Source organism: Neorhizobium tunisiense (assembly GCF_039631515.1).
GTDB lineage: Bacteria > Pseudomonadota > Alphaproteobacteria > Rhizobiales > Rhizobiaceae > Neorhizobium.
Genome location: NZ_JBDIUU010000002.1, coordinates 161,998 through 184,732, shown reverse-complemented (window position 1 = coordinate 184,732; position 22,735 = coordinate 161,998). Strand labels below are relative to the sequence as shown.

The 22,735-nt window shown below is 61.3% G+C and carries 27 protein-coding genes; 11 read left to right on the top strand and 16 right to left on the bottom strand.

The genetic code is table 11. The features are described from left to right. Position 1 precedes the first annotated feature (1 nt). The gene (gene ligD, locus ABCW43_RS09960; protein WP_345923726.1) at positions 2–2,533 is read left to right on the top strand and encodes a DNA ligase D; all 2,532 of its coding nucleotides are present in this window, start codon (positions 2–4) and stop codon (positions 2,531–2,533) included. Between the two features lie 54 nt (positions 2,534–2,587). Here ligD and ku read toward each other — a convergent pair whose 3' ends face one another. Beyond that, complete coding sequence (gene ku / locus ABCW43_RS09955; RefSeq protein ID WP_345923724.1) at positions 2,588–3,391, bottom strand: non-homologous end joining protein Ku; 804 nt, start codon at positions 3,389–3,391, stop codon at positions 2,588–2,590. A 107-nt stretch (positions 3,392–3,498) separates the two neighbouring features. On the opposite strand from ku, the gene ABCW43_RS09950 reads away from it, so the two are divergent. Continuing rightward, positions 3,499–3,699, top strand: coding sequence for a hypothetical protein (locus ABCW43_RS09950; protein WP_345925494.1), 201 nt, complete (start codon positions 3,499–3,501; stop codon positions 3,697–3,699). A 190-nt stretch (positions 3,700–3,889) separates the two neighbouring features. Continuing rightward, positions 3,890–4,069, top strand: a complete 180-nt coding sequence (locus ABCW43_RS09945) for a hypothetical protein (protein ID WP_345923722.1) — start codon at positions 3,890–3,892, stop codon at positions 4,067–4,069. A 34-nt stretch (positions 4,070–4,103) separates the two neighbouring features. Here the strand turns inward: ABCW43_RS09945 and ABCW43_RS09940 are convergent, their stop codons facing one another. Beyond that, positions 4,104–4,433: a hypothetical protein gene (locus ABCW43_RS09940; protein WP_345923720.1), complete on the bottom strand. Its 330-nt coding sequence runs from the start codon at positions 4,431–4,433 to the stop codon at positions 4,104–4,106. A 145-nt stretch (positions 4,434–4,578) separates the two neighbouring features. Here ABCW43_RS09940 and ABCW43_RS09935 point away from each other — a divergent pair, with 145 nt between their 5' ends. Then, on the top strand, positions 4,579–4,971 hold the full coding sequence (locus ABCW43_RS09935) for a BON domain-containing protein (protein WP_345923718.1): 393 nt from the start codon (positions 4,579–4,581) through the stop codon (positions 4,969–4,971). A gap of 82 nt (positions 4,972–5,053) precedes the next feature. Next, positions 5,054–5,551 (top strand): YciE/YciF ferroxidase family protein, encoded by a 498-nt coding sequence (locus ABCW43_RS09930; protein ID WP_345923716.1) that lies wholly within the window; start codon positions 5,054–5,056, stop codon positions 5,549–5,551. 108 nt (positions 5,552–5,659) lie between these two features. Here the strand turns inward: ABCW43_RS09930 and ABCW43_RS09925 are convergent, their stop codons facing one another. After that, positions 5,660–5,908, bottom strand: a complete 249-nt coding sequence (locus tag ABCW43_RS09925) for a hypothetical protein (protein WP_345923714.1) — start codon at positions 5,906–5,908, stop codon at positions 5,660–5,662. A 174-nt stretch (positions 5,909–6,082) separates the two neighbouring features. Here ABCW43_RS09925 and ABCW43_RS09920 point away from each other — a divergent pair, with 174 nt between their 5' ends. Next, positions 6,083–6,433 (top strand): DUF2934 domain-containing protein, encoded by a 351-nt coding sequence (locus ABCW43_RS09920; protein WP_046634362.1) that lies wholly within the window; start codon positions 6,083–6,085, stop codon positions 6,431–6,433. A 299-nt stretch (positions 6,434–6,732) separates the two neighbouring features. Continuing rightward, the gene (gene glgA, locus ABCW43_RS09915; RefSeq protein WP_345923710.1) at positions 6,733–8,217 is read left to right on the top strand and encodes a glycogen synthase GlgA; all 1,485 of its coding nucleotides are present in this window, start codon (positions 6,733–6,735) and stop codon (positions 8,215–8,217) included. Positions 8,218–8,299: 82 nt separating this feature from the next. On the opposite strand, the gene glgX is transcribed toward glgA, so the two are convergent. The 3 genes from glgX to ABCW43_RS09900 all read right to left on the bottom strand — a co-directional run bounded on the left by glgX (position 8,300) and on the right by ABCW43_RS09900 (position 10,980). Continuing rightward, positions 8,300–10,378, bottom strand: coding sequence for a glycogen debranching protein GlgX (gene glgX, locus ABCW43_RS09910; protein WP_345923708.1), 2,079 nt, complete (start codon positions 10,376–10,378; stop codon positions 8,300–8,302). A gap of 72 nt (positions 10,379–10,450) precedes the next feature. Continuing rightward, the gene (locus ABCW43_RS09905) at positions 10,451–10,696 is read right to left on the bottom strand and encodes a hypothetical protein (protein WP_345923706.1); all 246 of its coding nucleotides are present in this window, start codon (positions 10,694–10,696) and stop codon (positions 10,451–10,453) included. Further along, positions 10,693–10,980 carry a hypothetical protein gene (locus ABCW43_RS09900; RefSeq protein ID WP_345923704.1) on the bottom strand — a complete coding sequence of 96 codons (288 nt, stop codon included), beginning with the start codon at positions 10,978–10,980 and terminating at the stop codon, positions 10,693–10,695. The genes ABCW43_RS09905 and ABCW43_RS09900 overlap by 4 nt, the downstream gene beginning before the upstream one ends. A 114-nt stretch (positions 10,981–11,094) precedes the next feature. Between ABCW43_RS09900 and ABCW43_RS09895 the strand changes: the two genes are divergently transcribed. Next, a complete protein-coding gene (locus ABCW43_RS09895; RefSeq protein WP_345923702.1) occupies positions 11,095–11,358 on the top strand; it encodes a hypothetical protein in 264 nt (87 codons plus the stop codon). Between the two features lie 74 nt (positions 11,359–11,432). Continuing rightward, positions 11,433–11,555, top strand: a complete 123-nt coding sequence (locus tag ABCW43_RS09890; protein WP_345923700.1) for a hypothetical protein — start codon at positions 11,433–11,435, stop codon at positions 11,553–11,555. Between the two features lie 35 nt (positions 11,556–11,590). On the opposite strand, the gene ABCW43_RS09885 is transcribed toward ABCW43_RS09890, so the two are convergent. After that, on the bottom strand, positions 11,591–12,655 hold the full coding sequence (locus tag ABCW43_RS09885) for a c-type cytochrome (RefSeq protein WP_345923698.1): 1,065 nt from the start codon (positions 12,653–12,655) through the stop codon (positions 11,591–11,593). Between the two features lie 341 nt (positions 12,656–12,996). Between ABCW43_RS09885 and ABCW43_RS09880 the strand changes: the two genes are divergently transcribed. Both ABCW43_RS09880 and ABCW43_RS09875 read left to right on the top strand, forming a co-directional pair. After that, complete coding sequence (locus ABCW43_RS09880; RefSeq protein WP_345923696.1) at positions 12,997–13,194, top strand: hypothetical protein; 198 nt, start codon at positions 12,997–12,999, stop codon at positions 13,192–13,194. Between the two features lie 45 nt (positions 13,195–13,239). Further along, positions 13,240–13,800, top strand: a complete 561-nt coding sequence (locus ABCW43_RS09875) for a type 1 glutamine amidotransferase domain-containing protein (protein ID WP_345923694.1) — start codon at positions 13,240–13,242, stop codon at positions 13,798–13,800. A gap of 61 nt (positions 13,801–13,861) precedes the next feature. Here the strand turns inward: ABCW43_RS09875 and ABCW43_RS09870 are convergent, their stop codons facing one another. From ABCW43_RS09870 to ABCW43_RS09830, 9 genes are all read right to left on the bottom strand, one after another. Continuing rightward, entirely contained in the window at positions 13,862–14,896 is a 1,035-nt protein-coding gene (locus tag ABCW43_RS09870) for a DNA topoisomerase IB (protein ID WP_345923692.1), read from the bottom strand. 64 nt (positions 14,897–14,960) lie between these two features. After that, positions 14,961–16,661: an HWE histidine kinase domain-containing protein gene (locus ABCW43_RS09865; protein ID WP_345923690.1), complete on the bottom strand. Its 1,701-nt coding sequence runs from the start codon at positions 16,659–16,661 to the stop codon at positions 14,961–14,963. A gap of 171 nt (positions 16,662–16,832) precedes the next feature. Then, entirely contained in the window at positions 16,833–17,054 is a 222-nt protein-coding gene (locus ABCW43_RS09860) for a hypothetical protein (RefSeq protein ID WP_345923688.1), read from the bottom strand. A 65-nt stretch (positions 17,055–17,119) separates the two neighbouring features. Next, a complete protein-coding gene (locus ABCW43_RS09855; protein ID WP_345923686.1) occupies positions 17,120–17,920 on the bottom strand; it encodes a BON domain-containing protein in 801 nt (266 codons plus the stop codon). 99 nt (positions 17,921–18,019) lie between these two features. Beyond that, entirely contained in the window at positions 18,020–18,181 is a 162-nt protein-coding gene (locus ABCW43_RS09850) for a hypothetical protein (RefSeq protein WP_345923684.1), read from the bottom strand. A 16-nt stretch (positions 18,182–18,197) separates the two neighbouring features. Further along, positions 18,198–19,304 carry an ABC transporter ATP-binding protein gene (locus ABCW43_RS09845; RefSeq protein ID WP_345923682.1) on the bottom strand — a complete coding sequence of 369 codons (1,107 nt, stop codon included), beginning with the start codon at positions 19,302–19,304 and terminating at the stop codon, positions 18,198–18,200. 6 nt (positions 19,305–19,310) lie between these two features. After that, positions 19,311–20,192: a carbohydrate ABC transporter permease gene (locus ABCW43_RS09840; protein WP_345923680.1), complete on the bottom strand. Its 882-nt coding sequence runs from the start codon at positions 20,190–20,192 to the stop codon at positions 19,311–19,313. Next, positions 20,189–21,118: a carbohydrate ABC transporter permease gene (locus ABCW43_RS09835; protein ID WP_445738920.1), complete on the bottom strand. Its 930-nt coding sequence runs from the start codon at positions 21,116–21,118 to the stop codon at positions 20,189–20,191. The genes ABCW43_RS09840 and ABCW43_RS09835 overlap by 4 nt, the downstream gene beginning before the upstream one ends. Positions 21,119–21,226: 108 nt before the next feature. Further along, a complete protein-coding gene (locus ABCW43_RS09830) occupies positions 21,227–22,477 on the bottom strand; it encodes an ABC transporter substrate-binding protein (protein WP_345925401.1) in 1,251 nt (416 codons plus the stop codon). Positions 22,478–22,735: the final 258 nt, after the last annotated feature.

Here is a 22,735-nt window from a genome sequence, read left to right as displayed (position 1 = left end):
CATGGCCCTCGAAACCTATCATCAGAAGCGGAACTTCAAGGCATCTCCCGAACCTCAGGGAAAAATCACGGGGGGCCGCAAGGCCAAGGCATCCGGCAACAGTTTCGTGATCCAGAAACACGACGCCACCCGGCTGCACTACGATTTCCGGCTGGAGATGGACGGCGTGCTGAAAAGTTGGGCGGTCACCCGCGGCCCAAGCTTCGTGCCCGGCGAAAAACGGCTTGCGGTGCATGTGGAAGACCATCCGCTCGACTATGGCGGTTTCGAAGGCATGATCCCGAAAGGCAACTACGGCGCCGGCGCGGTGCTGCTCTGGGATCGCGGCACCTGGGAACCGATCGGCGACCCCCACAAGGCCTACAAGAAAGGCCATATGGAATTCGAGCTGAAGGGCGAGAAGCTGGAAGGCCGCTGGCACCTGATCCGCATGGCCCCAAGACCAGGCGAAAAACGCGAGAACTGGTTGCTGATCAAGGGCGAAGATGAATTCGCCCGGGCCGAGGGCGACAAGGACATTCTCAACGAAATGCCGCTTTCAGTGAAGTCAGGCAAGACGCTGGACGAAATCTGGGGCCGCAAGGCACCGGCGGCAAACAGTCCGGCCAAACCGAAAGCAAAGGCGAAATCCGATCCTGAACCGCAAAAATCCGACATAGCCGCTTTGAAGATCAAGGGCACGCAAAAAGCCGAAATCCCGGATTTCGTCGAGCCGCAGCTTGCGACGCTGGTGAAGAGTGCCCCTTCCGGCAAACGCTGGGTCCACGAGATCAAACTCGACGGCTATCGCCTGCAAGCCCGTATCGAAAATGGCAAGGTAAAGCTGTCGACGCGCACCGGGCTCGATTGGACGCACAAGTTCGGGGACGAGATCATCGCGGAATTCGCAAAACTTGCGGCGACCAATGCGATTATCGATGGCGAGGTGGCGGTCGAGGCCGGTTCCGGCGCCACCGATTTCTCGCTGCTTCAGCAGGACCTCAGCGAAGGCCGGGACGACCGCTTCACCTTCTACGCCTTCGATATTCTTCACCTGGACGGTTACGACCTGACCGGAGCGACGCTTCTGAAGCGCAAGGAGGCGCTGGAAACATTGCTGGCCGGCAGCGGCGCGGCCCTGCGCTACAACGAGCATTTCGGCGAGGAGGGCGGCCTGGTCCTGAAACATGCCTGCCGGCTGAGCCTCGAAGGCATCATCTCCAAGATCTCGGATGCACCCTACCGTCCGGGCCGAGGCCGCGACTGGGTGAAGTCGAAATGTTCGGCGCGGCAGGAATTCGTGGTCGCGGGTTTTGTCCCCTCCTCCGTCTCGAGGACAGCGATCGGATCGCTGGTCATGAGCTATTACGACAAGGGGAAGCTGCGGCATGCCGGCCGCGTCGGCACGGGTTACTCGAATGCCGTGGCCCAGTCGCTCTTCAAGCGCCTCAGGGAAATCTCAATCGACGAAAGCCCGTTTGACGAAAAGCTTGCCGGGGTGGAAAAGAAGGATGTCGTTTTCGTGCGGCCCGAGTTGGTTGCGGAAGTGGAATTTCGCGGCTGGACGGCGGATGCACATATCCGCCACGCGGCCTTCCGGGGCTTGCGCGAAGACAAGGACCCAAAGGATATCGTCCGGGAGGGCGGGCCTGTGAATGCAGCGGAACAACCGAAGCCGCCGAAGAGGACGGTCAATCTCACCCATCCCGACCGCGTCTACTGGCCGGATGCCGGGGTGACCAAAGCCGGGCTTGCCGACTACTACACCGAAGTCTGGCGGCTGATGGCGCCCTTCGTCGTCAACCGTCCGCTGGCACTGGTGCGGGGACCCGATGGCATCGGCAAACAGCTTTTCTTCCAGAAACACGGCTGGAAGGGCATGACCAAGAACGCCGTACTCGTGAAGGACCCGACCGATCCGGCGGAAGAGGACATCACCATCCGCAACCTCGACGGGCTGCTGGGCCTCGTTCAGGGCGCGACCCTCGAGATCCATCCCTGGGGCTCCAACCTCGACGACTGGGAAAAGCCGGACATGGTCAATATCGACCTCGACCCCGGCGAAGGCGTGTCATGGACCGACATCATCGCGGCGGCACACGAGGTCAAGCGACGGTTCGAAGACATGGGACTGGTGGCCTTCGTCAAGACCTCGGGCGGCAAGGGTCTGCATGTCGTCGCACCTGTCAAGCCAAAGGCAGAATGGCCGGAGGTGAAGGCGGCGATGAAGGCGTTGGCCGACGGCATGGCCGGCGACGATCCCGACAAATACGTCTCGACGATCACCAAGTCGAAACGAACCGGCAAGATCCTCATCGACTACCTGCGCAACGGCCGCGGCAATACCGCGGTGGCGCCCTATTCCACCCGCGCCCGGCCCGGCGCGCCGGTCTCCATGCCAGTCGAGTGGGGCGAACTCGGGGGCGCGATCGGCCCCAACTATTTCACGGTCATCAACGCCCCGGCCCGTATCGCCCAGCAGGCGAAGGATCCCTGGGGAGATTTCCGCAAGGCGGAAGCGGTGATCGAGTTCAAGGTGAAGAAGGAGCGGTAGGCTGCGTCTTGCCGATCTCCCCCGCAAGGGGAGAGAAGGGAATCCGCAGGCCCCTCACTTCCGCCCCTTCCGCTCCGCCTCCAGGCTCTTCTTCAGCGCCGCAGTGATGTCGATCACATTGCTGCTGCGCTCGGGCGTCTTCTCCTCGACCTTCTTCCTGGTCTTCCGGCTCTTCTTGCGCTCGGCGATGATTTCGAGCAGCCGGTCCTGGACCGGGTCGTCCGCCATCGAAGGCTTCCACGCTTCGGTGCGCTCGTCGATGATCTTCTTCATCATCGACAGGTGCTCGGCATCAGCCTTCTCCTTCGGTTTCTCGACGGCGTATTCGTCGGCGTCGCGGACTTCGTCGCCGTAACGCAAGGTCCAGACCACGATCCCCTTGTCCTTGGGCAGCAGCAGGACCGCCCGCTCGCGACGATACATGACGAGCCGGGCAATGCCGCCGGTGCCGGTCTTTGCCATGGCCTCCCGGATTACCGCAAACGCCTCGGCACTCACCTCGTCGTCCGGCGCCAGGTAATGCGGCCGGTCGTACCAGATCCAGTCGATCGAGTCCGCCGGCACGAAAGTCTCGATATCGATCGTACGGGTGCTTTCGAGCCCGACATCCTCGATCTCTTCGTCTTCGAGAAGAACATAGTCGTCTTCGCCCTTCGGATAGCCCTTGACCTGATCTTCGTCCTCGACCACCTCACCGGTCTGCGCATCGACATACCGGCTGAGAACGCGATTGTTGGTCTTGCGGTTGATATTGTGGAACCGCACCTTGGCGCCTTCGGAGACGGCCGGCGTCATCGTCACGCGGCAGGTGACGAGCGAGAGCTTTAGATAACCTTTCCAGAATACGCGCGGCGCCACGGAATACTCCTTCGCTCTCGCGATAACCCGCGCTGCCGCCGCTTGGTTCCGGAACAAACGTTCGATCCAAACCGTTTTCGTGATGAAACAAGGCCAGGAGAAATCAGATGAGCACCAACAGCACCCCGGACTCTGCGCGGAACAACTCGGACAAGAAGACCGAACAGTCGGCTCGCCACCGCGGCGAAAAGAAGGAGCTGGACGAGCAGCTCAACGAAGGCCTGGAAGATACGTTTCCGGCGAGCGATCCCGTCTCGAGCACGGTTACGTCCATTCCGTCTGGCACGCCGCGACCGCCCACGCACTGAGTGTCCAAAAACTCTGGAACAAATGAGGCGGCTCCCGGATAGGGAGTCGCTTTATTTCATTTGTCCTCTGTGACTTTTTCGGGATATCCGAAGTTAGCCGTAATGATGTATGGAAAGCTAATGTAAGGTTATGGCGGACGGACATTGTTCGGCAACGGATGCGCCGGCGGTGAATACGTCAGAGGTCGGGATGACGAAACGAGACACTCCGGTTGCGGAACAGGACATCAGGATGGGGCGGCGGGTTAACCGTAAGGTCTCGGTCCTTCTGACCGAAATCGAGAAGGAAGAGGTTCCTGATCGGCTGCTCGACCTGGCACGCGAGCTGCAGAGGGCACTCGCCGAAAAGATCGACGGTCGCACCGACTGATATTCTCCGTCTCGTGTACGTCCGTCTCAAGCGATCAAAGCTGGGTCGAAATCAGGTTGTCGATGCGCACACGGCCGCCGATCACGCCCCGCGGCCCGTTCGGCGCGAACCGGCAGCTGGTGTCCTCTATCACCGTATAGAGCTTGTCGCTACGGAAGGCGCTCGCCATCTCGGTCGAATTGCCCTCGCAGGGCGAAGCATCGATTTCCATGAAATCCAGTTCCGCCTGGCTTGCCACGAGCCGCGCGTCGCCGGCGGTCTTTGCCCGAACCACCACTTCGCCATGCGGTGGCGAGTTCTGCCAGTTTGGATCCTTCGGCGCAGCTGTCGGCACCAGCCGGTAAATCTTCAGCCTGTCCTGCATGTCTCTCTCCCGTCATAGGCATTTTTCTAGTTGACGGTTAAAACGCGGTTCGCGCCTTCCGGTTCCATCAACTCGCGCGGAACTTTTCCGGCAACCATGGGTTTCTCCGCTGCGGGCGATCATGCCCCTGAGAAGGAGAAAGCCGATGAAGAATGAGCAGCCGAAAGCTGGCCGTCCCGGCGAGACCTCGCAATGGCCTCGGTGGGAGGGCCCGGCGGAAAGCCGCCCGAGCGGTTATCTTCAGGGCGAAGCCAATATCTTTGCCGAGGGACCGGAGCAGGAAAAGCAGATCGGCAAGGGACCGAGTGGTTACGAACGGCCCGACAATCTGATCGCACAGGACGTCAACGAGCACCTGACGCAGGACGCCTTTCTCGACCCGACCAACATGACGGTATCGGTGGAGAACGGCGAGGTGACCCTGGAAGGTTACGTCGCGCACTTCGCCGACAAGACCCGGGCCGAAGAAGCCGTCCTCGACATCGAGGGTGTCACCGCCTGCCGCAACAATCTTCGAATTGCCCCCGAAAGGCACTGATCGCCGTGGAACCTGCGAGCCACCTGCTCGTTAGGTGCCTCGCAATCCCTTGCCATAAGAACCCATCCAAGGAGAGACACAAATGGCCAACAAGACCCTCGACGACCTTTTCCATGAAACCCTGAAGGACATCTACTACGCCGAGCGCCAGATCGTGAAGGCGTTGCCGAAGATGGCGCGGGGCGCCCAGGATCCAAAGCTGAAAGCGGCATTCGAAAAGCACAGGGAAGAAACAGAAGGCCAGATCGATCGCCTGAAGCAGGTCTTCGAGATCATCGGCAAGCGGGCCCAGGGCAAGACCTGCCCCGCGATCGACGGCATCATCGAAGAAGGCGAGGAAATCCTTGACGAGTTCAAGGGCACTCCGGCTCTCGATGCTGGCCTGCTCGCCGCCGCGCAGGCAGTCGAACACTACGAGATCAGCCGCTACGGCACCCTGCGCGCCTGGGCCCAGCAGCTCGGTCACCGGGACGCTGTAACGCTTCTCGAACAGACACTCGCCGAGGAAAGCAAGACCGACGAAGCTCTGACGGTCCTTGCCAAGACTGCCGTCAACACGGCTGCCAAGAAGGCTGCGTAATTTCGGAAGTTCGGAAGAAGGGCGTGGCTTCGGCCGCGCCTTTTTCGTTGCTCCAGCACACAAAAAAGCCCGACCGAAGTCGGGCTTTTCCTCTCTTTTCCGGCCTCCTCAAGCCGGGAAAGATCGCCTCGAAACCGAAGCGTCGGTGTGTCCGTGCAGGGGCGGAACCGGCAACATCTCGCCGTTCGGCGCCTGCCGGCGAAAAATCTCGACCCGTACGCTTCGATCGCGCGCCACATGGGCCTTGGCGGCCTCCATGGCAAGTTCATATGTGTGGTAATGAGACGCAGACTGGACGCCGTCTATGACATAGACCCAGCCAGTTGCGTGTGGGACGATATCGCAGTACTTTCCCATTGGATGTATCTCCTTCCCGGCGGCCATAAGTATATTCGGGACCAAAAGTTCCGCCTCCGGGGAAGTTTTTTTTCGAGTGTTGGCCACGTCTCGGCCGGGTTGCGATTTTTCGTTTTTACCAGGGAACTTTTCTGCGCTGCGCACGTTTGGGCGCTTGGGCGAATGGAGACAAGAATGGCGGAATCCGAAGAAGTCTGGATCAGAAAACGGGCCTACACGTTGTGGGAAGAAGAAGGCTATCCCTCGGGCAAGGATAGAGAGCATTGGGAGAGAGCGAAGCTGGAATATGCGACGCTCGGGCCGACCGCTTCAAAAAAACCCGCGGCGGGATCGCGCGGCAAGTCCGCCACCGCCGTGAAGCCGCCGAAAGCGGCGTCGAAGGCTGCAACTCCCAAACCGGCCGCGAAAACCGCCGCTGCCAAGGCTTCTCCGGCAAAGACAACTTCCAAGGCACCGGCCGCTGCCATGCCGGAAGCCGTCCAGCCGGCCAAGAAGCGTTCCAAGAAGGTTCCGGCTGGCGCCTGACGCCGCCTGCCACCCAGCTTCATCACGATCGTTATTGGTCGCGACGACTGTCATCGTCGCGGCTGCGGGTTTGTTTATCCTGGAAAATCGAAATGGCTTCTGCGTCTGAACTTGGTCTCGGTTCCGCCCTGATGGAGGAACGCTGGCCGGGGCGAAAACGTTCTGGAGGGTGAGACAGGCAGATGGCAGAGGCACGCATGATGAACGCTTACCTCCCGATAGACGAACACCGTCGAGATGAGCGCGGCGCAGCGGGACAGGGGATCAATACTGGTTATGGAAAGCGGGGGCTTCCCGGCATGAGAATTCTTTCGGTCACCTCCGAAATCTTCCCCCTTGTGAAGACGGGTGGCCTTGCTGACGTGACCGGGTCTCTGCCCAAGGCACTCAGCCCCCTCGGCATCGAGACCACCTCCCTGATCCCCGGTTACCCCCAGGTCATGCAGCAGCTGAAGAGCGCCATGCCGCTGGTCACCTTCGACAACCTGCTCGGCGAAAAGGCGGCGCTCCTTCATACCCGCGTCGAAGGCCTCAGCCTTTTCATCCTCGATGCACCTACTCTCTACGACCGCCCGGGCGGCCCCTATGTCGATGAGGAGGGCATCGATCATCCCGACAACTGGAGACGGTTCGCCGCACTCTCCCTCGCTGCAGCAGAAATCGCCGATGGATTACTGCCTGGCTGGGTCCCGGACCTGGTTCACACCCATGACTGGCAGTCGGCGCTGACCTCGGTCTACATGCGCGAACGCGGCTGTATGACGCCCGTCGTGCTGACCATCCACAACCTCGCCTTCCAGGGCCAATATCCTGCCGGCGTACTGATGAGCATCGGCCTGCCGCCCGAGGCCTATTCCATGAACCGCATGGAATATTTCGGCGATATCAGTTTCCTGAAAGGCGGCCTTCAGACGGTCGACGCGATCACCACCGTCAGCCCGACCTATGCACGCGAGATCCTCACCCCGCGCTTCGGCATGGGCATGGACGGGGTACTGAATGCCCGCGTCTCCGTCCTGCGCGGCATCGTCAACGGCATCGACCTCGACATCTGGGACCCATCGACGGATCCGCACCTGCCACGCAACTACGATGTCGGTACGCTGCGCCGTAAGCGCGAGAACCGCGCCGTGCTGCTTCAGAAATTCGGGCTGAACCCGGCCCAGGAAGGTCCCGTGTTTTCCGCCGTCAGTCGGCTGACCTGGCAGAAGGGATTTGATATGTTCGCCGATACGGCGGACGAGATCATCCGCCACGGCGGTCAGGTGATCGTCTTCGGCCAGGGCGACCGGGAGATTGAACGGGCGCTGGCCGATACCGCTGCGCGTTTTCCGGGCAGGATGGCTGTGCATTTCGGCTACGACGAACCGACGGCGCATCTGGTCCATGGCGGGTCAGATGCGATCGTCCAACCCTCCCGGTTCGAACCCTGCGGGCTGACCCAACTCTACGCGCTTCGCTACGGCTGCGTCCCGGTCGTCTCCCGCACCGGCGGGCTATCGGAAACGATCATCGATGCCAATGATGCAGCCATGTCCGCCCGCGTGGCCACCGGGTTCCAGTTCCATCCGGTGACCACGGATGGATTGCGGCTGGCACTTCGCCGTGCATTGCACGCCTATGCCGACCCGAAAATGTGGGCACGCCTGCAGAACCAGGGGATGAAGGCGAAATTCTCCTGGGAACGCAGCGCCCAGCAATATGCCGCCGTCTATGCCAATCTGGTGCTGAAGTCCGGTCACATTGCCTCGGCAAGCCCGGATATCCGTCGCGCGACGCTCTGATTTTTCTCACCCGACAGCCCAAAAGAAACCGGCCCGAGAGGCCGGTTTTTTGATGGACAACGGGTGAAAGGCCGAGGCCGCCTCACGGCCTGCGGAACAGCGCCAGACTGCGGCCTTCCAGCTCGAAATCCTTTTCCTTGGTGATCACCAGGCCGCGCTTGGAAAGGTCGGACGTGGTGAGCTCAAGTACCCAGCCACCCTCCCCGAACTGCGGGATGCGGAACGGGACATTGCCTTCGAACGGGTTGAAGAGCAGCAGCACGTCGTGCCAGATACCCTCCTCTTCCTTGAGGTCTGGCCGGCCGATATGGAGGCCGAGCGTTGAGCCTTCGTCCCACTGTTCGGGCGTCTGGAAGCCGCCGCCGGCGTTGAACCATTTGATGTCCAGGCCGTCACGCCAGTTCTCGCGACGCAGCAAGGGCTGCTCCTGGCGCAGCTTGATGATCTGGCGGGTGAAGTCGCGAAGCTCCTCGCAAGTCTCCGGAAGGTCTTCCCAATGAACCCAGGAAATCTCGCTGTCCTGGCAATAGCCGTTGTTGTTGCCCATCTGGCTGCGGCCGAACTCGTCGCCGGCAAGCAGCATCGGGGTGCCGTGCGAGAAGAACAGGGTGGCGAGGAAATTGCGTTTCTGGCGATCGCGCACCGCATTGATGCCCTCGTCCTCGGTCGGGCCCTCGGCACCGTAATTGTAGCTGCGGTTATCGTTGTGGCCGTCGTTATTGTCCTCGCCATTCGCCTCGTTGTGCTTCTCGTTGTAGGAGACGAGGTCGTTCAGGGTGAAGCCGTCATGGGCGGCGATGAAGTTGACGCTCGCCCACGGGCGGCGGCCGCGCTGATCGTAGAGATCGCCGGAGCCGAGCAGGCGGGCGGCAAAGTCCGTCGAGACATTGGTGCCCTTCCAGTATTCGCGCACGGTGTCGCGATACTTGTCGTTCCATTCCGCCCAACCGGGCGGGAAACCGCCGACCTGGTAACCGCCGGGACCGATATCCCACGGCTCGCCGATCAGCTTCAGTTTCGACAGCACCGGATCCTGCGTGATGGCATCGAAATAGCCTCCCCGCTGGTCGAAACCTTGCGGCTCTCGGCCAAGGATGGTGCCGAGATCGAAGCGGAAACCGTCGATATGCATTGATTCTGCCCAGTAGCGGAGCGAATCCATCACGAACTGCAACACCCGGGGGTGGGATGTATTGACCGTGTTCCCCGTGCCCGTGTCGTTTATGTAATAGCGATGCTGGTCCGGCATCGTGCGGTAATAGGAGAAGTTGTCGATGCCCTTGAACGATAGCGTCGGTCCAAGTTCGTTGCCCTCAGCGGTGTGGTTATAGACCACGTCAAGGATGACCTCGATGCCGGCATCGTGATAGGCGCGGACCATGTCACGGAAACCCTGGATGCCCTTTGGGCCGTAATAGCGCAAGGCGGGTGCGAAGAAACCGATCGTATTGTAACCCCAGAAATTCTTCAGCCCCTTTTCGAGCAGATGCTGATCATCCGGGAACTCATGAATCGGCATCAGCTCGACAGAGGTGATGCCGAGGCTCTTGATGTAGTCGATCGACGCCTTGTGCCCCATCCCCTCGAACGTGCCCCGCAGCTCTTTCGGAATAGCCGGGTTCAACTGGGTGAAGCCCTTCACATGAGCTTCATAAATGATCGTCGCCGGCCAGGCGATGTTCGGCCGGTTCTGGTCCTTCCAGTCGAATTCGTTCGGATCGATGACCCGGCACTTCGGCATGAACGGCGCGCTGTCGCGCTCGTCGAAGGTAAGATCCTTGTCTTCGTGCAGAAGGTCATAGGCGAAATGCGCCTCGTTCCAGTCGACATCGCCGGAGAACTCGCGCGCATAGGGGTCGATCAGCAGCTTGTTCGGGTTGAACCGGTGGCCGTTTTCCGGATCGTACGGGCCGTGGACCCGAAAGCCGTAGAGGGAGCCCGGCTTCAATCCAGGCACATAACCGTGCCAGATTTCATGGGTGTATTCAGGAAGCTCGAGCCTGGCGATCTCTATCTTGCCGGTCGGGTCGTACAGACAAAGCTCCACCCGTTCGGCATGGGCCGAGAAAATCGCGAAGTTGACGCCCTCGCCGTCAAAGTTGGCCCCGAGCCTAAGCCAGGAGCCGGGTTCGATGACAAAGTGGTTTGATTTCGTATCCATGCCGCACCCAATTGAAAGACTGGCGTCATAATGGTGCGGCACAACATTTCGTTCCCTGGGCTCTGAGGAAAACTATGGATTGCCAGATCCGGCCGCCGGCGGCGGACTACCCGGTGTCGTATTGGTGGTTCCGGATGGCGATGTCGCTTGGCTCTGCCCACCCGTTCCCGTCTGCGGCGACGGGCTGCGATCCGCAGGCGCCGTATTGCTGGACTGCTGCGGTGGCGTGTTGTTGATCGGATCGCTCTGTTTCTCGCCGCTGTCGCTGCAGGCGCTCAAAAGCACGACGGTCGACAGCGCAACAACGAAACTCTTCATGTCTCATCTTCTCCATGGGACCTGCGAAACGCGGCCTGCCGACGATGCGCATCGAGCGCGATCACCTTCTCGACTGCGGCGACATCCTCGGCGGATGCGGCCGGGATGGGGTCGCTGGCGATGGCTTCCAGCACCTCGGGCGCCAGGGCACCGTTGCGAATGACGTATTCCAGCGCCTCGCGGGTCTGCCGTTCGGCTTTCAGCTGGGCGTAAAGGGCAAGGATCAGCCGGTCGCGTACATCGCGCTGGTCGTGGCCACCTTCTGTTTTGGCGAACTCTGCCATGGTCTTCCTCCATCTGTCTGCTGAAGGGTCAACTTTCGGTCCCGGCGATTGTTCCCTCTGCCGCTGCCTCCGCTATCTCCTTGAAGAAGCGAAACACGGAATGAGGAGGAAACCATGTCGATGCTGACACCGCAGGAACTGGAAGGGCGCCTGAATGCTCACCGCGAACTGCTGATCGAGCTCTTGTCCGCCATGATCGGCGGCGAAGTGACCATCACGTCGTTCCTCAGGCGGCTGCGCGACGATGCCACGTTCAAGGACAACGAGGAGGACCCGGGCCTGTTGCCGGATGGAGCCTTCGCGATCGAAAATTCCGCCGCCCGCGAGGTGCGCTCCATCCTGGAAGCCGCCCGTGCAAGGGCCGAGGCGGACAAATAGTAAGGCCTAATTAACCAAGCGATTTCACATATAAGGCGATCTCGCCACGTTTATGGCCATTTCGTGGAACTACAATGCGACTTTCTCGTTCATTCACGACCGAAGCGATGGAGGCGACGATGGTCAGAGAATGGGTAGAAGCAGCAGGCTTTGTTCTGGTGATCGCCGCCTGCTACATGATGGTCGTCCCCGTCTGAGTTTCAAGCTCCTGGGGAGGAGAGTGGCCTTGCACTCAAGGCCCACTGCTCTCGCGGCTGGCAAAGAAGGCCGCGAGAGCGGCAAAATCTTCCTCATTCAATTTTTTTGCCACCTCGGTCATCAGGTGGCTGAAGGAAGACCCGCCTCGCACACCTGCATGGAGGAGGCGGAGCTGGCGCTCCAGATAAGGAGCGTTTTGACCCGAGATGCGCGGATAGGCAGGATTGCCGCCGGGCTTTTCGTGGCAACTGAAGCAGGCGGGAATTTTGTCTGCCGCTCTTCCCCTTTCCGCGATCTCGTGGCCCCTTTCCACGAGCTGTAGATCAACCGGCACCGAAGGCCTTTGCTGTCTCGCCTGCTTGGCATAATAGGCCGCCAGCTCCGGCAGGCTCTCCTCCGCCAAAATCCCGACCGCGACCTTCATGACGCCGCTCGCCCGCTCACCATGCGCATAGGCACGCAGGCTGTTGAGCAGGTAGGCTTCCGACTGCCCGGCGAGCCGCGGGATGACGCTGTTGCCGTTGAGCCGCTTTTCCGCATGACAGCTTTCGCAGGTGATCGGCAGCGGCGAGACTTCGCCCGCGGTGCCGATACCATGCAGGCCGGACGCCTGCAGATAGGCATTGCCGTCCATGCCCGGCAGCTTTCGCAGGAATGCCACCATGTCCCAGACCTCGTCGTCGCGCACCTGCGCCGGCCAGGCCGGCATGCCGGTGAAGCGCACCCCGTGCTTGACGATCTCGAAGAGTTCCGCGTCGCTCCAGCCGGGAACCACCGTCTTCAGATCCGGCGGCGGCGGGAGCATGGCGAGCACGGCGCCTGAAGCCTTTTGCGCCGGCGAGCCATGACAGATGGCGCAGCCGGTCTCGAAATGCCCAGCCGCCGGCGGCAGCCGCGCCGGGTTGTCGAGCGTCGGCACGTCGATGGAAAGAGCCGCGGTACGGATCGAATTGCGCATCACCCAGTGCAGGAACCAGTCCGTGACCCCCCAATGACCGGTGCTTGCCTTGACGCTCATCAGTCCCGACCAGGCGAACCCAAGCCCCAGAAGCGGCGCCACGATCACCAGGATCGCGAGATATTTCCAGCGGATCGTCATCCGGCTACTCCTCCCAAAGCCCCGGCCCGGCGCTGTGCAAACAGCGCCCACCCCTGCCCGCGGTCCCCAACGGCGGAGCATCGCGGCGACGGCAGGTGTCTCGGCATTTCATCGTAAAGCGGATGGAGAGAAAGGGAAAGCAGCGCGCCGAATGCCGAAGGTCGGGGGCCTTAGCAGGAGAGCCGGGAAAATTCGATACCGAACGTGCCATCGGAAATTTTGTTCCAACAGCCGGATAACTTTATGTAACCGACTGTGAAAAAGTTGGAACCAATCCTCCGACGGTGGGTTTGCTCCCCTGTGAACGGGCAACCGCCCAGCATTCGCGACGGGAGAAAATCATGAGACACTTTCTAAAAATACTCAGAAACAGGCTCACCGGCACTCACCAGAAGAAAACTTTCGCCGGGCCCCACCCGGAAGAACTGCAGGTCGTCGTCCCTGAGGCCGTGGTCCTTCCGTTGCCCAAGTCGCCCCGTGAGGAAATCAGCGTCCCCGCCTCCATCAACGGCCGGGACCTCTCTACCGGCCGGCTCTGAGGCCGGCTTTGCGAACCACGGAACTGCCAACAAAAGGAGACCAGCATGACCACCATCGAGTCCGCCAACATCCTGATCCTCGCGGCCGACGGCTATGAGCGATCGGAACTGCGCGTCCCGCTGGAGGAACTGAAAAAACGCGGCGCCTGCGTCAAGATCGCGTCCATCAAGGCGGGCGAGATCAAAAGCTGGGACAGAAAGGACTGGGGTGATACCGTCCCGGTCGATCTGGAAGCCAGGAACGTCAAGGCGGAGGACTTTGACGCCCTCGTGCTGCCGGGCGGCCAGATCAACCCCGACATCCTGCGTGACAACGAAGATGCCATGAAGGTCGTGCGGGACTTCGTGAAAAGCGGCAAGCCGGTCGCAGCGATCTGCCATGGTCCCTGGCTGCTGGTGGAGGCCGATGCGCTTCGTGGTCGCAAGGCGACGTCCTATCATTCGATCCGCACCGATATCCGCAACGCCGGCGCATCCTGGAAGGATGAGGCCGTGGTGGTCGACAACGGCATCATCACCTCGCGTTCGCCCGAAGATCTGCCGCAATTCGTGGCGAAGATCGTCGAGGAAGTCCAGGAAGGGCGCCACAATCGCCGGGCGGCGTAAATCGACGTCAGCCCGGCCCAGGCCGCCCGCAACCTCCTCGCGGGCGGCCGACACGGGAAGTCTAGACTTCCTTCAGAAAAGCCAGAAGCCGCCGCTCGTCGGTGCGCAACTCCCTGGGCCCGTTCAGCACCGCCTTATCCCTCATCAGCTTTTCCAGCGGCGACACATCCTCCGAGAGTGCCAGAATGCTCGGGTGGATGTAGCTCGAGCGGCAGACCGCCGGCGTGTTGTGCAGGGCTTGCGCCGCCGCCTTGCACATCGCCTTGATCTTCGGGCGCCGGCCCTCCTCTTCCACCACCTCCCAGGCAGCCATCAGCGCGGCGAGACTGCCGCCCCAGGTGCGGAACGTCTTGGCCGAGACAGCGAACCCGGCGGCGTTGGCGAGATAGGCGTTGAGCCGGCCCGAATCGATCGGACGCGGCACGCCCTGCTCGTCTGGCCAGGAAAACAGCTGCCGGCCCGGCAGGTCGGCGATTTCTTCCAGGATGCGCTGCAGGCGGGGATGTTTCAACGTGTGCTGCACGCGCCGGCCGCCCTTGGCGACGAAGCGCAGCGTGACCGACTCGCCGGACAGCGTCATGTGGCGCTTCAGCAGCGTCGTCGCGCCGTAGGTCTTGTTCTCCTTGGCGTAGAGACGATTGCCGACCCGCAGATGTGTCGCGTCCATCAGGGCCACCAATGCGGCGATCACCGCATCCGACTTGTCGAGGCCAAGCTCCAGGTCGCGTTTCGCCTTGCGGCGGATCCGCGGCAGCGCCTCACCGAACCGGACGAGCTGGTCGTACTTGCGTTCGCTGCGAAAGTTCTGCCAGTCGGGATGATAGCGGTACTGCTTGCGGCCGCGCGAATCGTAGCCGGTCGCCTGGAGATGCCCGCGCGGATCGAGGCAGATCCAGACATTCTCATAGGCGGGCGGCAGGCCGAGCGACGCGATCCGCAGGCGATGCTCCGGATCGGAGAGCAACGTGCCGTCCGGCAGGCGGTAGGTGAAGCCCTTGCCGCGCCTGAGCCGACGGATACCAGGCTCCGTATCGCTGACATAGGTAAGGCCGATGGTCTTGAGGGAATCTTGATCGAGGTCGATCGTGGTGAGCATGGCGTCCATGGCCGACCAAACGGCGAGAACCGCACCTTCGTTCCGGCGCTCGCGGAGATAACCGCTAGATGGCGATGTCCTTGAGGGTTTCGGCGCCTTCGCCTCGTTCGAAGGCCAGGCGCGGCGCATTCAAGGACCAGCGAAGCCCTTCGCTGCGGAAGTCGACTTCGACCTGGCCGGCGAAAGCCGCCGCCGCATGGCGCCTGATGATCGTCGTGCCGAACCCCGTGCGGGAAGGCTCGTGGACCGCGGGGCCGTCCCTCTCTTCCCATACGAGCTCCAGCCGGCTTTCGCCGTCATCTTCGTTGACCGTATCCTTCCAGGCTATGCGCACTCTGCCCTGCGGTACGGAGAGTGCTCCGTATTTCACCGAGTTGGTGGCAAGCTCGTGGAGGATGAGGCCAAGGTTCTGGACCGCTTCTGCCTTCAGGATAAAATCTGTGCCCTGCAGCTCCACCCGGTCGGCCGCGTCCGCAAACGTGCTCATGTGGATTTCGATGACGCGGCGGATCGACACCCCGGCCCACTGCTCCTTCGCCAGCGCCTCGATCGATTTGCCGAGGCCCTGCAGGCGGGTGGAGATCGCCTTCTGGAACTCCTCCATCGTGGTGTCCTGGCGTGCCAACTGGCGCATCATCGCCTGGATCAGCGTCAGGATGTTCTTGGTCCGGTGAACCAGCTCATGCAGAATGAGGTGAATGCGATCTTCCGCCTCGCTGCGGTCGAAGGAGGCATTCGAAAGGGCGATCGCCACCTGGTTGGCCTCGCGGATCTTCGTCTCCACGGGCGAGACGATCTCGCCCTTGCCAATCCGCTCGGCCATTTCGGCGATCTGCCGGATCGGGATGCGAAGCTGACGGCCGACCAGCCAAGCAATCAGCATGCCGAGAGCAAGGAAGATCGCGCCGCCGGCGATCAACTGCCGCCACGTGGTAAGGATGCTCGCCTGTGCCGCATCGATTGGCCCCCAGACGACGGTCTTCCATGTCCAGCCGGTGATCTGCGCGTAGCCGTACATCTGCCGCCGGTTGCCGTCGATATCCTCGATCGTACCCTTGAAGCCAGTCATCAGCTTGAGCATGTCAGACGGAAACGCCGTGCCGGAAACGAGCCCATGGGCGCCGAGCGAGGTCACGACCTTTCCGGCACCATCGACGACCGCGACCGACCAGCCTGCTGGAAGCCCTTCCGTCGAAACGAGCTTCTGCAGGTCCTCGGCATTCTGCGTCATGATCATCGCGGCGCCGGAATGGGAAACCTCCCTGGGCAGCGGCATCGTGACGTTGAAGACATGCTTGCCGCTGGTGGCGCCGAAAAACACGTTGGAGACTTCGGTGACGCCGTTGTTCAGAGCCGATTGGAGCGCGGGCATGTTGGAGATCTTGCCAAGCGGCGCGTCGAACGGCACGCGGGTATTAAGCCGCTGCTGCCCATCCGCGTTGACGACGAGAATATAGAGAGAATCGGACCGGAGGCTGTTCTGGGTACGGTTGTGGAAGGCGCGCAAATCGCCGGCCTCAATCTCCGGCGAAGTGACAAGCAGCCGAAGCGTCGTCGCCATATCCTGCAGCTCGCGGTCGATCGAGCGAGCAATCAACTGAGCGTCCTCGGCGGTCTCGGCGGCAAGAATCTCCCGCTCGTTCGCCTCCAGCTCCGTCATCAGATAACCGACGAAAATCAGCAAAGGCAATGCCACGCCAGCCGCCAGAGCGACCAGATAGGCACCGATCGGCGCCGTTGGAAAAAACCGCGAAACTCTAAACATTCCGCGTCTTTACCCTATGGAGAAAAGCTGCAGGTGCCTGTGCCGCCTGCCGGCATTAATCATTTCCGTGTCCCGCCATCTGCTAATATTCTAGCGGGTCTTCTCTAACTGGTTTTGGAGGCCGGGCCAAGGATTGATTGCCGGCGATATGGTTTTCCGCAAAGGGGCGGCTCAAGTATGCCGATGCCGCTCCGCCACGTCGAAGTTCACATCCCAGTCCTTCTCCGGCTCCTTTTTGCCGGGCGGATTGCGGTGTCGCGTCGCGTCGTCGGAACCGGTTATCACGGTCGGTTTGGCGCTGGCGACGCCGTTTGACTTGCCGTCCGCCTGGGACTTGGCATACTGCCCCTCGGCGTCCTTGTGGATTCTGGCGGTATCATTGCTTTCGGTCATGATGATCTCCCTTCCCGAATGAAGTCAGGCCACCGACAGCGGCCTGACGCATGGATCCGTCCGGGTCAGATCGTGGTCGAACCCGTCAGCGTATCGGTTGAACTATTGTTGACGCGCAGGTTGTTCTGGACGTGCCGGACGCCGGAAACATCGTCCACCAGATCCTCGGCGCGGCGCTTGTCCCAGCGGCTCGATACGAATCCATCGAGGGTCACTTCGGCCCCCTGGACCGTCACGGTGATGTTGGATGCGTCGAGCACCGGATCGTCGCTGAGGCGATCATTGACGTCCTCCTCGATACGGGCATCGGAGCGTTGATAGCCCTTCGGACCCTTGCCGCGATGCTCGTCCATCTTCCGGCGATGTTCGGCGTCTTCGTTACCGAACCAGGAGGCGACTTCATCGCCGGCGCGTTCCATTAAGCTACGGTTGCGGCCGTAGTCGTCGGAACCGCGGAAGCGGCTGTCCGGACCGGAACGGCCCTCGCCACTGAAACGGTAGTCCGAGCCATAGCGGTCGCCATAGGCCTGGTTGACGCGGTTGCGGCCCGGCTCGTAGCTGAAAGAGGAAGGACGGCCGCGATAGGAATCGCGAGCCCAAGCCTGCGAGCGCTCCGAATCACCATAACCGGCCTCGAACCCGCCGTCGTCGGATGCCCATTGTTCGCTGCGTCCATAACGGGAGAAACGTGAGCGGTCGCCGTCCTCTCGATTTGCATCGCCGCCCCGCGGATCGTCGCTGAAACCGCGCACGTAACCCGTATCACCCGGACGATAATCGCTGGAGGACTCGCGCGCGAAATCACGCTCGTCGCGCATCCGATCGTTTCGATACCCGCCCGATTGGGAATGATTTCCACTAGCCATTGTCTGTCTCCTCGGTCTGGTTTGGTCCCGTTTCGCAGGACACAGACTCAACCCCGCCTCCTCGGGATTGTTCCCCCTCTCAGGAGGAAAGCCGGAGGTTCAATCGGGGGAAACGGCCATGATCATGGAGACGCCCGGAAGATTTTCGCCGGCAGCGATCTCCGCCGGTTCGGCATGGATGATGGCACCGGAAACGGGCGACCGCATCCAGCCGCAAGCCGTCGAGGTTGTATTCCTCCAGCCGATGTTTTCGCCTAACATAGACCCGCTTGCCCGCTTATTCGATGCGGCTGGTCGTCTGCGGATCGAAGACCACGGCCTTGTCGAGATTGAAGGCGAACGGGAACTTCTGGCCGAGTTCGACATGCACGTCGGAGCGGGTGCGGGCGGTGAAGGTCGCGCCGTCCAGCTTGCCGGTGACGAAGGTGTCGGAGCCGGTCGGTTCGATCATCGTCACTTCCGCCTCGATCCGGGCGGTGGCGCGGGCCTGCGGATCCACAAGACCGGCATCGGTAATCGTCTCCGGGCGCAAGCCGAGAATGACGTCCTTGCCATCCGGGAGGCTGGTGGTCACGGAAGGCGGCATGGCGACCCTGACGCCGTCATTTCCAAACAGCGCGATGCTCTGCTGGCCATTGGCGCCGGATACCTTGCCCTTCAGCATGTTCATCGCCGGCGAGCCCATGAAATCGGCGACGAAAAGATTGGCCGGGCGGCCATAGATTTCCGCCGGCGTACCGACCTGCTGCACCATGCCCTCCTTGAGCACGACGATCTTGGTGGCAAGCGTCATCGCCTCGATCTGGTCATGGGTGACGTAGACGATCGTGGCGTGGGTGTTCTGGTGCAACGCCTTGATTTCCGCACGCACCTCGACGCGCAGCTTGGCGTCGAGGTTGGAGAGCGGCTCGTCGAACAGGAAGACGCGCGGCTGGCGCACCAGCGCCCGGCCCATGGCAACGCGCTGGCGCTGGCCGCCGGAAAGCTGGCTCGGACGGCGCTTCAGGAGATGCTCGATCTGCAGCGTCTTGGCGACCTGCTTGACCGCCGCCTCGCGTTGCACCTTCTCGACGCCGCGCATTTCGAGCGCAAAAGCGATGTTCTCTTCCACAGTCATGTTCGGATAGAGCGCGTAGGACTGGAAGACCATGGCGATGTCGCGCTTTGACGGATGCAGGTCGTTGACCACCTGGCCGTCGATGACGATGTCACCCGAAGACGGCGGCAGCAGACCGGCAATTGCATTGAGCAGGGTCGACTTGCCGCAGCCGGACGGGCCGACGAGAACCAGGAAGCCACCCTTTTCGAGCTCGATATTGATGCCCTTCAGGATCTCGTTATTGCCGATCTTCTTGCGAATATCCTTGATTTCAAGAAAGCTCATGTGTGGTTATCCCTTGACTGCGCCGGCCATCAGGCCACGCACGAAATAGCGTCCGGCAACGACATAGACGAACAGCGTCGGAAGCGCTGCGAACACCGCAGCCGCCATATCGACATTGTATTCCTTGACGCCGGTGGAGGAGGCAACGAGGTTGTTGAGCGCCACCGTCATCGGCGAGGACGTGCCGGACGAGAAGGACACGCCGAACAGGAAGTCGTTCCAGATATTGGTGAACTGGTAGATGATCGTGACCACGATGATTGGTCCGGAACTCGGCAGCAGGATACGCCAGAAAATCCGGAAGAACCCGGCGCCGTCGATCATCGCGGCCTTCACGAGCTCATCCGGGAAAGCTTCGTAGTAGTTGCGGAAGAACAGCGTCGTGAAGCCGAGGCCGTAGATCACGTGGACGATGACAAGGCCCGTGGTTGAGTTCGAGAGCCCGAACGTGCCGAGCACCCGCGCCATCGGGATCAAGACTGCCTGGAACGGGATGAAGCAGGCAAACAGCATCATGCCGAACATCAGCTTGTGGCCCGGGAACCGCCACTTGGTCAGCACATAACCGTTGAGCGCGCCGAGCAGGGTCGAGATGAGAACTGCCGGAACCACCATCTTGATGGAGTTCCAGAAATAGCCCTTGATGCCGACGCAGCTGACCCCGATGCAGGCCTCGCCCCAGGCGCGTACCCAGGCGGCGATCGACGGATCACGAGGCAGCGCCAGCATGTCGCCGCCACGGATCTCGTCCAGCGATTTCAGGGAGGTGCTCAGCATCACATAGAGCGGCAGAAGGTAGACCAGCGCCAGGATGACGAGCGCCCCATAGATGAAATAGCGGGCGGTACGGGCTCCGCCGGCGCTGACGGTTTCTTGTGTCGCGCTCATTGCTTTCTCTCCCGCAGTTCCGAATAGAGATAAGGCACGATGATCGCGGTAATGCCCATCAGCATCATCACGGCGCTCGCCGATCCGACATTCATCTGGTTACGGGTGAACGTGTAGGAATACATGAAGGTGGACGGCAGCTCGGTCGCATTGCCCGGTCCGCCGCCGGTGAGCGCAATGACCAGGTCGTAGGACTTGATCGCCATATGCGCGAGCACGATGAAGGCGGAGAGGAAGACGGGCCGCAGCAGCGGAATGATGATGCGTCGATAGACGGATACCGTCGAGGCGCCGTCGATCTGGGCCGCCTTGATGATCTCGCCGTCGATGCCCCGCAGGCCGGCCAGGAACATCGCCATCACGAAGCCGGACGCCTGCCAGACCCCGGCGATGACGACTGTGTAGATCGCCATCTTGGGGTTGACCAGCCAGTCGAACTTGAAGCTCGTCCAGCCGAGATTGTGCATGGTGTTCTCGAGCCCGAGACCGGGATTGAGGAACCATTTCCACGCGGTACCCGTAACGACGAAGGATAGCGCCATCGGATAGAGGAAGATCGGCCGCAGCACGCCTTCGGCGCGGATCCGCTGGTCCATCAGGATGGCGATGCCAAGCCCGAGGATGATGCAGATGCCGATATAGAGGACGCCGAAGATCGCCAGGTTCTGCATCGCCACATACCAGTTCGGCTGCGACCAGAGGCGGAAATAGGCATCGAAACCGCCCCATTTATAGACCGGCAGGATGCGGGAGGTCGTGAAGGAAAGGTAGACCGTCCAGAGGATGAAGCCGTAGACGAACACGAGGATTACCGCGAACGACGGCGCGAGAACGATCTTCGGCAGCGCGTTGCGCAGCCCGTCCGCAACCGAGCGGCCCTGTCTTTGCGGCTCAAGCACGGGAACCGGTTCGATTGTCGTCATCATGACCTCCGGCAAACACCAGAACTAAGAGATACCGGCAAGCCGGAATTTGAAAAGTGGCCGGGAGATTATCCCGGCCACTCGGATGTCAGAACTTTCGCGCAAACGCGATCACTTGGCAGCCTTCACCGCTTCCGGCAGGCGCTTCAGCGCTGCTTCGGTGGTGAGCTGGCCGTTGAGGTGCTGGGTGATGACGTCCAGCATGGCTTCCTTGATGGCAGCCGGCTGGGCGTAACCGTGGGCAAGCGAGCCCATCAGCGTGCCCTTGGAAGAGGCTTCCGTCAGGTCCGCCATGCCCTTCTTGCCGCAATCGTCGAACTTTTCGTTCGAGACGTCGGTACGGGCAGGAACGGAACCCTTGACCGTGTTGAAGGCGATCTGGAAGGCCGGATCTTCGACGGCGGACGCCATCTTGAGCTGAGCCTTTTCGGCGTCGCCGCCAACGTTGAACATCATGAACTGGTCGGCGTTGAAGAGGACCGAGCCCTGCGTGCCTGGGAAGCGGATGCAGACGAAGTCCGTGCCCGGCTTCTTGTTGGCGCGCAGCCATTCGCCCTTCGACCAGTCGCCCATTTCCTGAGCGCCGGCCTTGCCTTCGATGACGAGGGCGGTCGACAGGTTCCATTCGCGGCCCGAGAAGTTCGGGTCGAAATAGGTGCGCAGCTTCGACATCGTGTCGAAGACCTTCTTCATCGTATCGCCGGACAAAGCGGCGGGGTCGAGGTCGAGAACGGCCTTCTTGTAGAAGTCCGGACCGCCGGTCGAAAGCACGACGGCTTCCCACAGCGTGCCGTCCTGCCACGGAACGCCGCCGTGAGCGAGGGCGGTGAGGCCCTGGCCCTTGAAGGCGTCGAGCAGCGTGATGAGTTCGACGATATTGGTCGGAACCTTGCCGCCGGCCTTGTCGAGTGCCGCCTTGTTGATCCACAGCCAGTTGGTGGAGTGGATGTTCACCGGAGCAGCGATCCAGTGGCCGTCATACTTCGAGAAATTCTGCAGAGCGGCCGGGATAACCTTGTCCCAGCCTTCCTTCTTGGCGAGGTCGTCGAGGTTTGCGGCAACGCCCATTTCGGCCCAGTCCTTCAGGTCGAAGCCGAGCAGCTGGACGGCGGTCGGCGGGTCGCCGGCCGTGACGCGGGCGCGCAGTGCGGTCATGGCGGCAGAGCCTGCGCCACCGGCGACCGGCATGTCCTTCCAGGCGACGCCCTGCTTCTGGAGGTTTTCCTTCAGCACGTTGAGCGCTGCGGCTTCACCACCCGAAGTCCACCAATGCAGGACTTCGACCTGTTCCGCGGCCTTGGCGGCACCGGCGGTCATGGCGATAAGCGCCGCACCGGCGGCGAGTTTGGCAATCATTCGAATATTCATTGAGAATCTCCCTTTGCATCCGGGCTCCTCTCCGGATATGGCGATTTATAACGATATAATTGCTGTCTGTGTCAACCCGGTCGGATGAGTTTTTGATATCTGGGCGGTCACACTTAACATGATGAAAAAACTTGCAAATTCACCGAATGGCCAAATTTTCCTCAGGATGCGAGAAAATTCCTGGCGACTTTGGGAAAATTTGTAACGATATAGATGAGGCTCGCTCCGGTTCCGGGGCGGGAGCGGAGGAGA

Coding starts and splice junctions, on each gene's coding strand:
- ligD (WP_345923726.1), top strand. CDS start 2: ATGGCCCTCGAAACCTATCATCAGAAGCGGAACTTCAAGGCATCTCCC.
- ABCW43_RS09950 (WP_345925494.1), top strand. CDS start 3,499: ATGAGCACCAACAGCACCCCGGACTCTGCGCGGAACAACTCGGACAAG.
- ABCW43_RS09945 (WP_345923722.1), top strand. CDS start 3,890: ATGACGAAACGAGACACTCCGGTTGCGGAACAGGACATCAGGATGGGG.
- ABCW43_RS09940 (WP_345923720.1), bottom strand. CDS start 4,433: ATGCAGGACAGGCTGAAGATTTACCGGCTGGTGCCGACAGCTGCGCCG.
- ABCW43_RS09935 (WP_345923718.1), top strand. CDS start 4,579: ATGAAGAATGAGCAGCCGAAAGCTGGCCGTCCCGGCGAGACCTCGCAA.
- ABCW43_RS09930 (WP_345923716.1), top strand. CDS start 5,054: ATGGCCAACAAGACCCTCGACGACCTTTTCCATGAAACCCTGAAGGAC.
- ABCW43_RS09925 (WP_345923714.1), bottom strand. CDS start 5,908: ATGGGAAAGTACTGCGATATCGTCCCACACGCAACTGGCTGGGTCTAT.
- ABCW43_RS09920 (WP_046634362.1), top strand. CDS start 6,083: ATGGCGGAATCCGAAGAAGTCTGGATCAGAAAACGGGCCTACACGTTG.
- glgA (WP_345923710.1), top strand. CDS start 6,733: ATGAGAATTCTTTCGGTCACCTCCGAAATCTTCCCCCTTGTGAAGACG.
- glgX (WP_345923708.1), bottom strand. CDS start 10,378: ATGGATACGAAATCAAACCACTTTGTCATCGAACCCGGCTCCTGGCTT.
- ABCW43_RS09905 (WP_345923706.1), bottom strand. CDS start 10,696: ATGAAGAGTTTCGTTGTTGCGCTGTCGACCGTCGTGCTTTTGAGCGCC.
- ABCW43_RS09900 (WP_345923704.1), bottom strand. CDS start 10,980: ATGGCAGAGTTCGCCAAAACAGAAGGTGGCCACGACCAGCGCGATGTA.
- ABCW43_RS09895 (WP_345923702.1), top strand. CDS start 11,095: ATGTCGATGCTGACACCGCAGGAACTGGAAGGGCGCCTGAATGCTCAC.
- ABCW43_RS09890 (WP_345923700.1), top strand. CDS start 11,433: ATGCGACTTTCTCGTTCATTCACGACCGAAGCGATGGAGGCGACGATG.
- ABCW43_RS09885 (WP_345923698.1), bottom strand. CDS start 12,655: ATGACGATCCGCTGGAAATATCTCGCGATCCTGGTGATCGTGGCGCCG.
- ABCW43_RS09880 (WP_345923696.1), top strand. CDS start 12,997: ATGAGACACTTTCTAAAAATACTCAGAAACAGGCTCACCGGCACTCAC.
- ABCW43_RS09875 (WP_345923694.1), top strand. CDS start 13,240: ATGACCACCATCGAGTCCGCCAACATCCTGATCCTCGCGGCCGACGGC.
- ABCW43_RS09870 (WP_345923692.1), bottom strand. CDS start 14,896: ATGCTCACCACGATCGACCTCGATCAAGATTCCCTCAAGACCATCGGC.
- ABCW43_RS09865 (WP_345923690.1), bottom strand. CDS start 16,661: ATGTTTAGAGTTTCGCGGTTTTTTCCAACGGCGCCGATCGGTGCCTAT.
- ABCW43_RS09860 (WP_345923688.1), bottom strand. CDS start 17,054: ATGACCGAAAGCAATGATACCGCCAGAATCCACAAGGACGCCGAGGGG.
- ABCW43_RS09855 (WP_345923686.1), bottom strand. CDS start 17,920: ATGGCTAGTGGAAATCATTCCCAATCGGGCGGGTATCGAAACGATCGG.
- ABCW43_RS09850 (WP_345923684.1), bottom strand. CDS start 18,181: ATGTTAGGCGAAAACATCGGCTGGAGGAATACAACCTCGACGGCTTGC.
- ABCW43_RS09845 (WP_345923682.1), bottom strand. CDS start 19,304: ATGAGCTTTCTTGAAATCAAGGATATTCGCAAGAAGATCGGCAATAAC.
- ABCW43_RS09840 (WP_345923680.1), bottom strand. CDS start 20,192: ATGAGCGCGACACAAGAAACCGTCAGCGCCGGCGGAGCCCGTACCGCC.
- ABCW43_RS09835 (WP_445738920.1), bottom strand. CDS start 21,118: ATGATGACGACAATCGAACCGGTTCCCGTGCTTGAGCCGCAAAGACAG.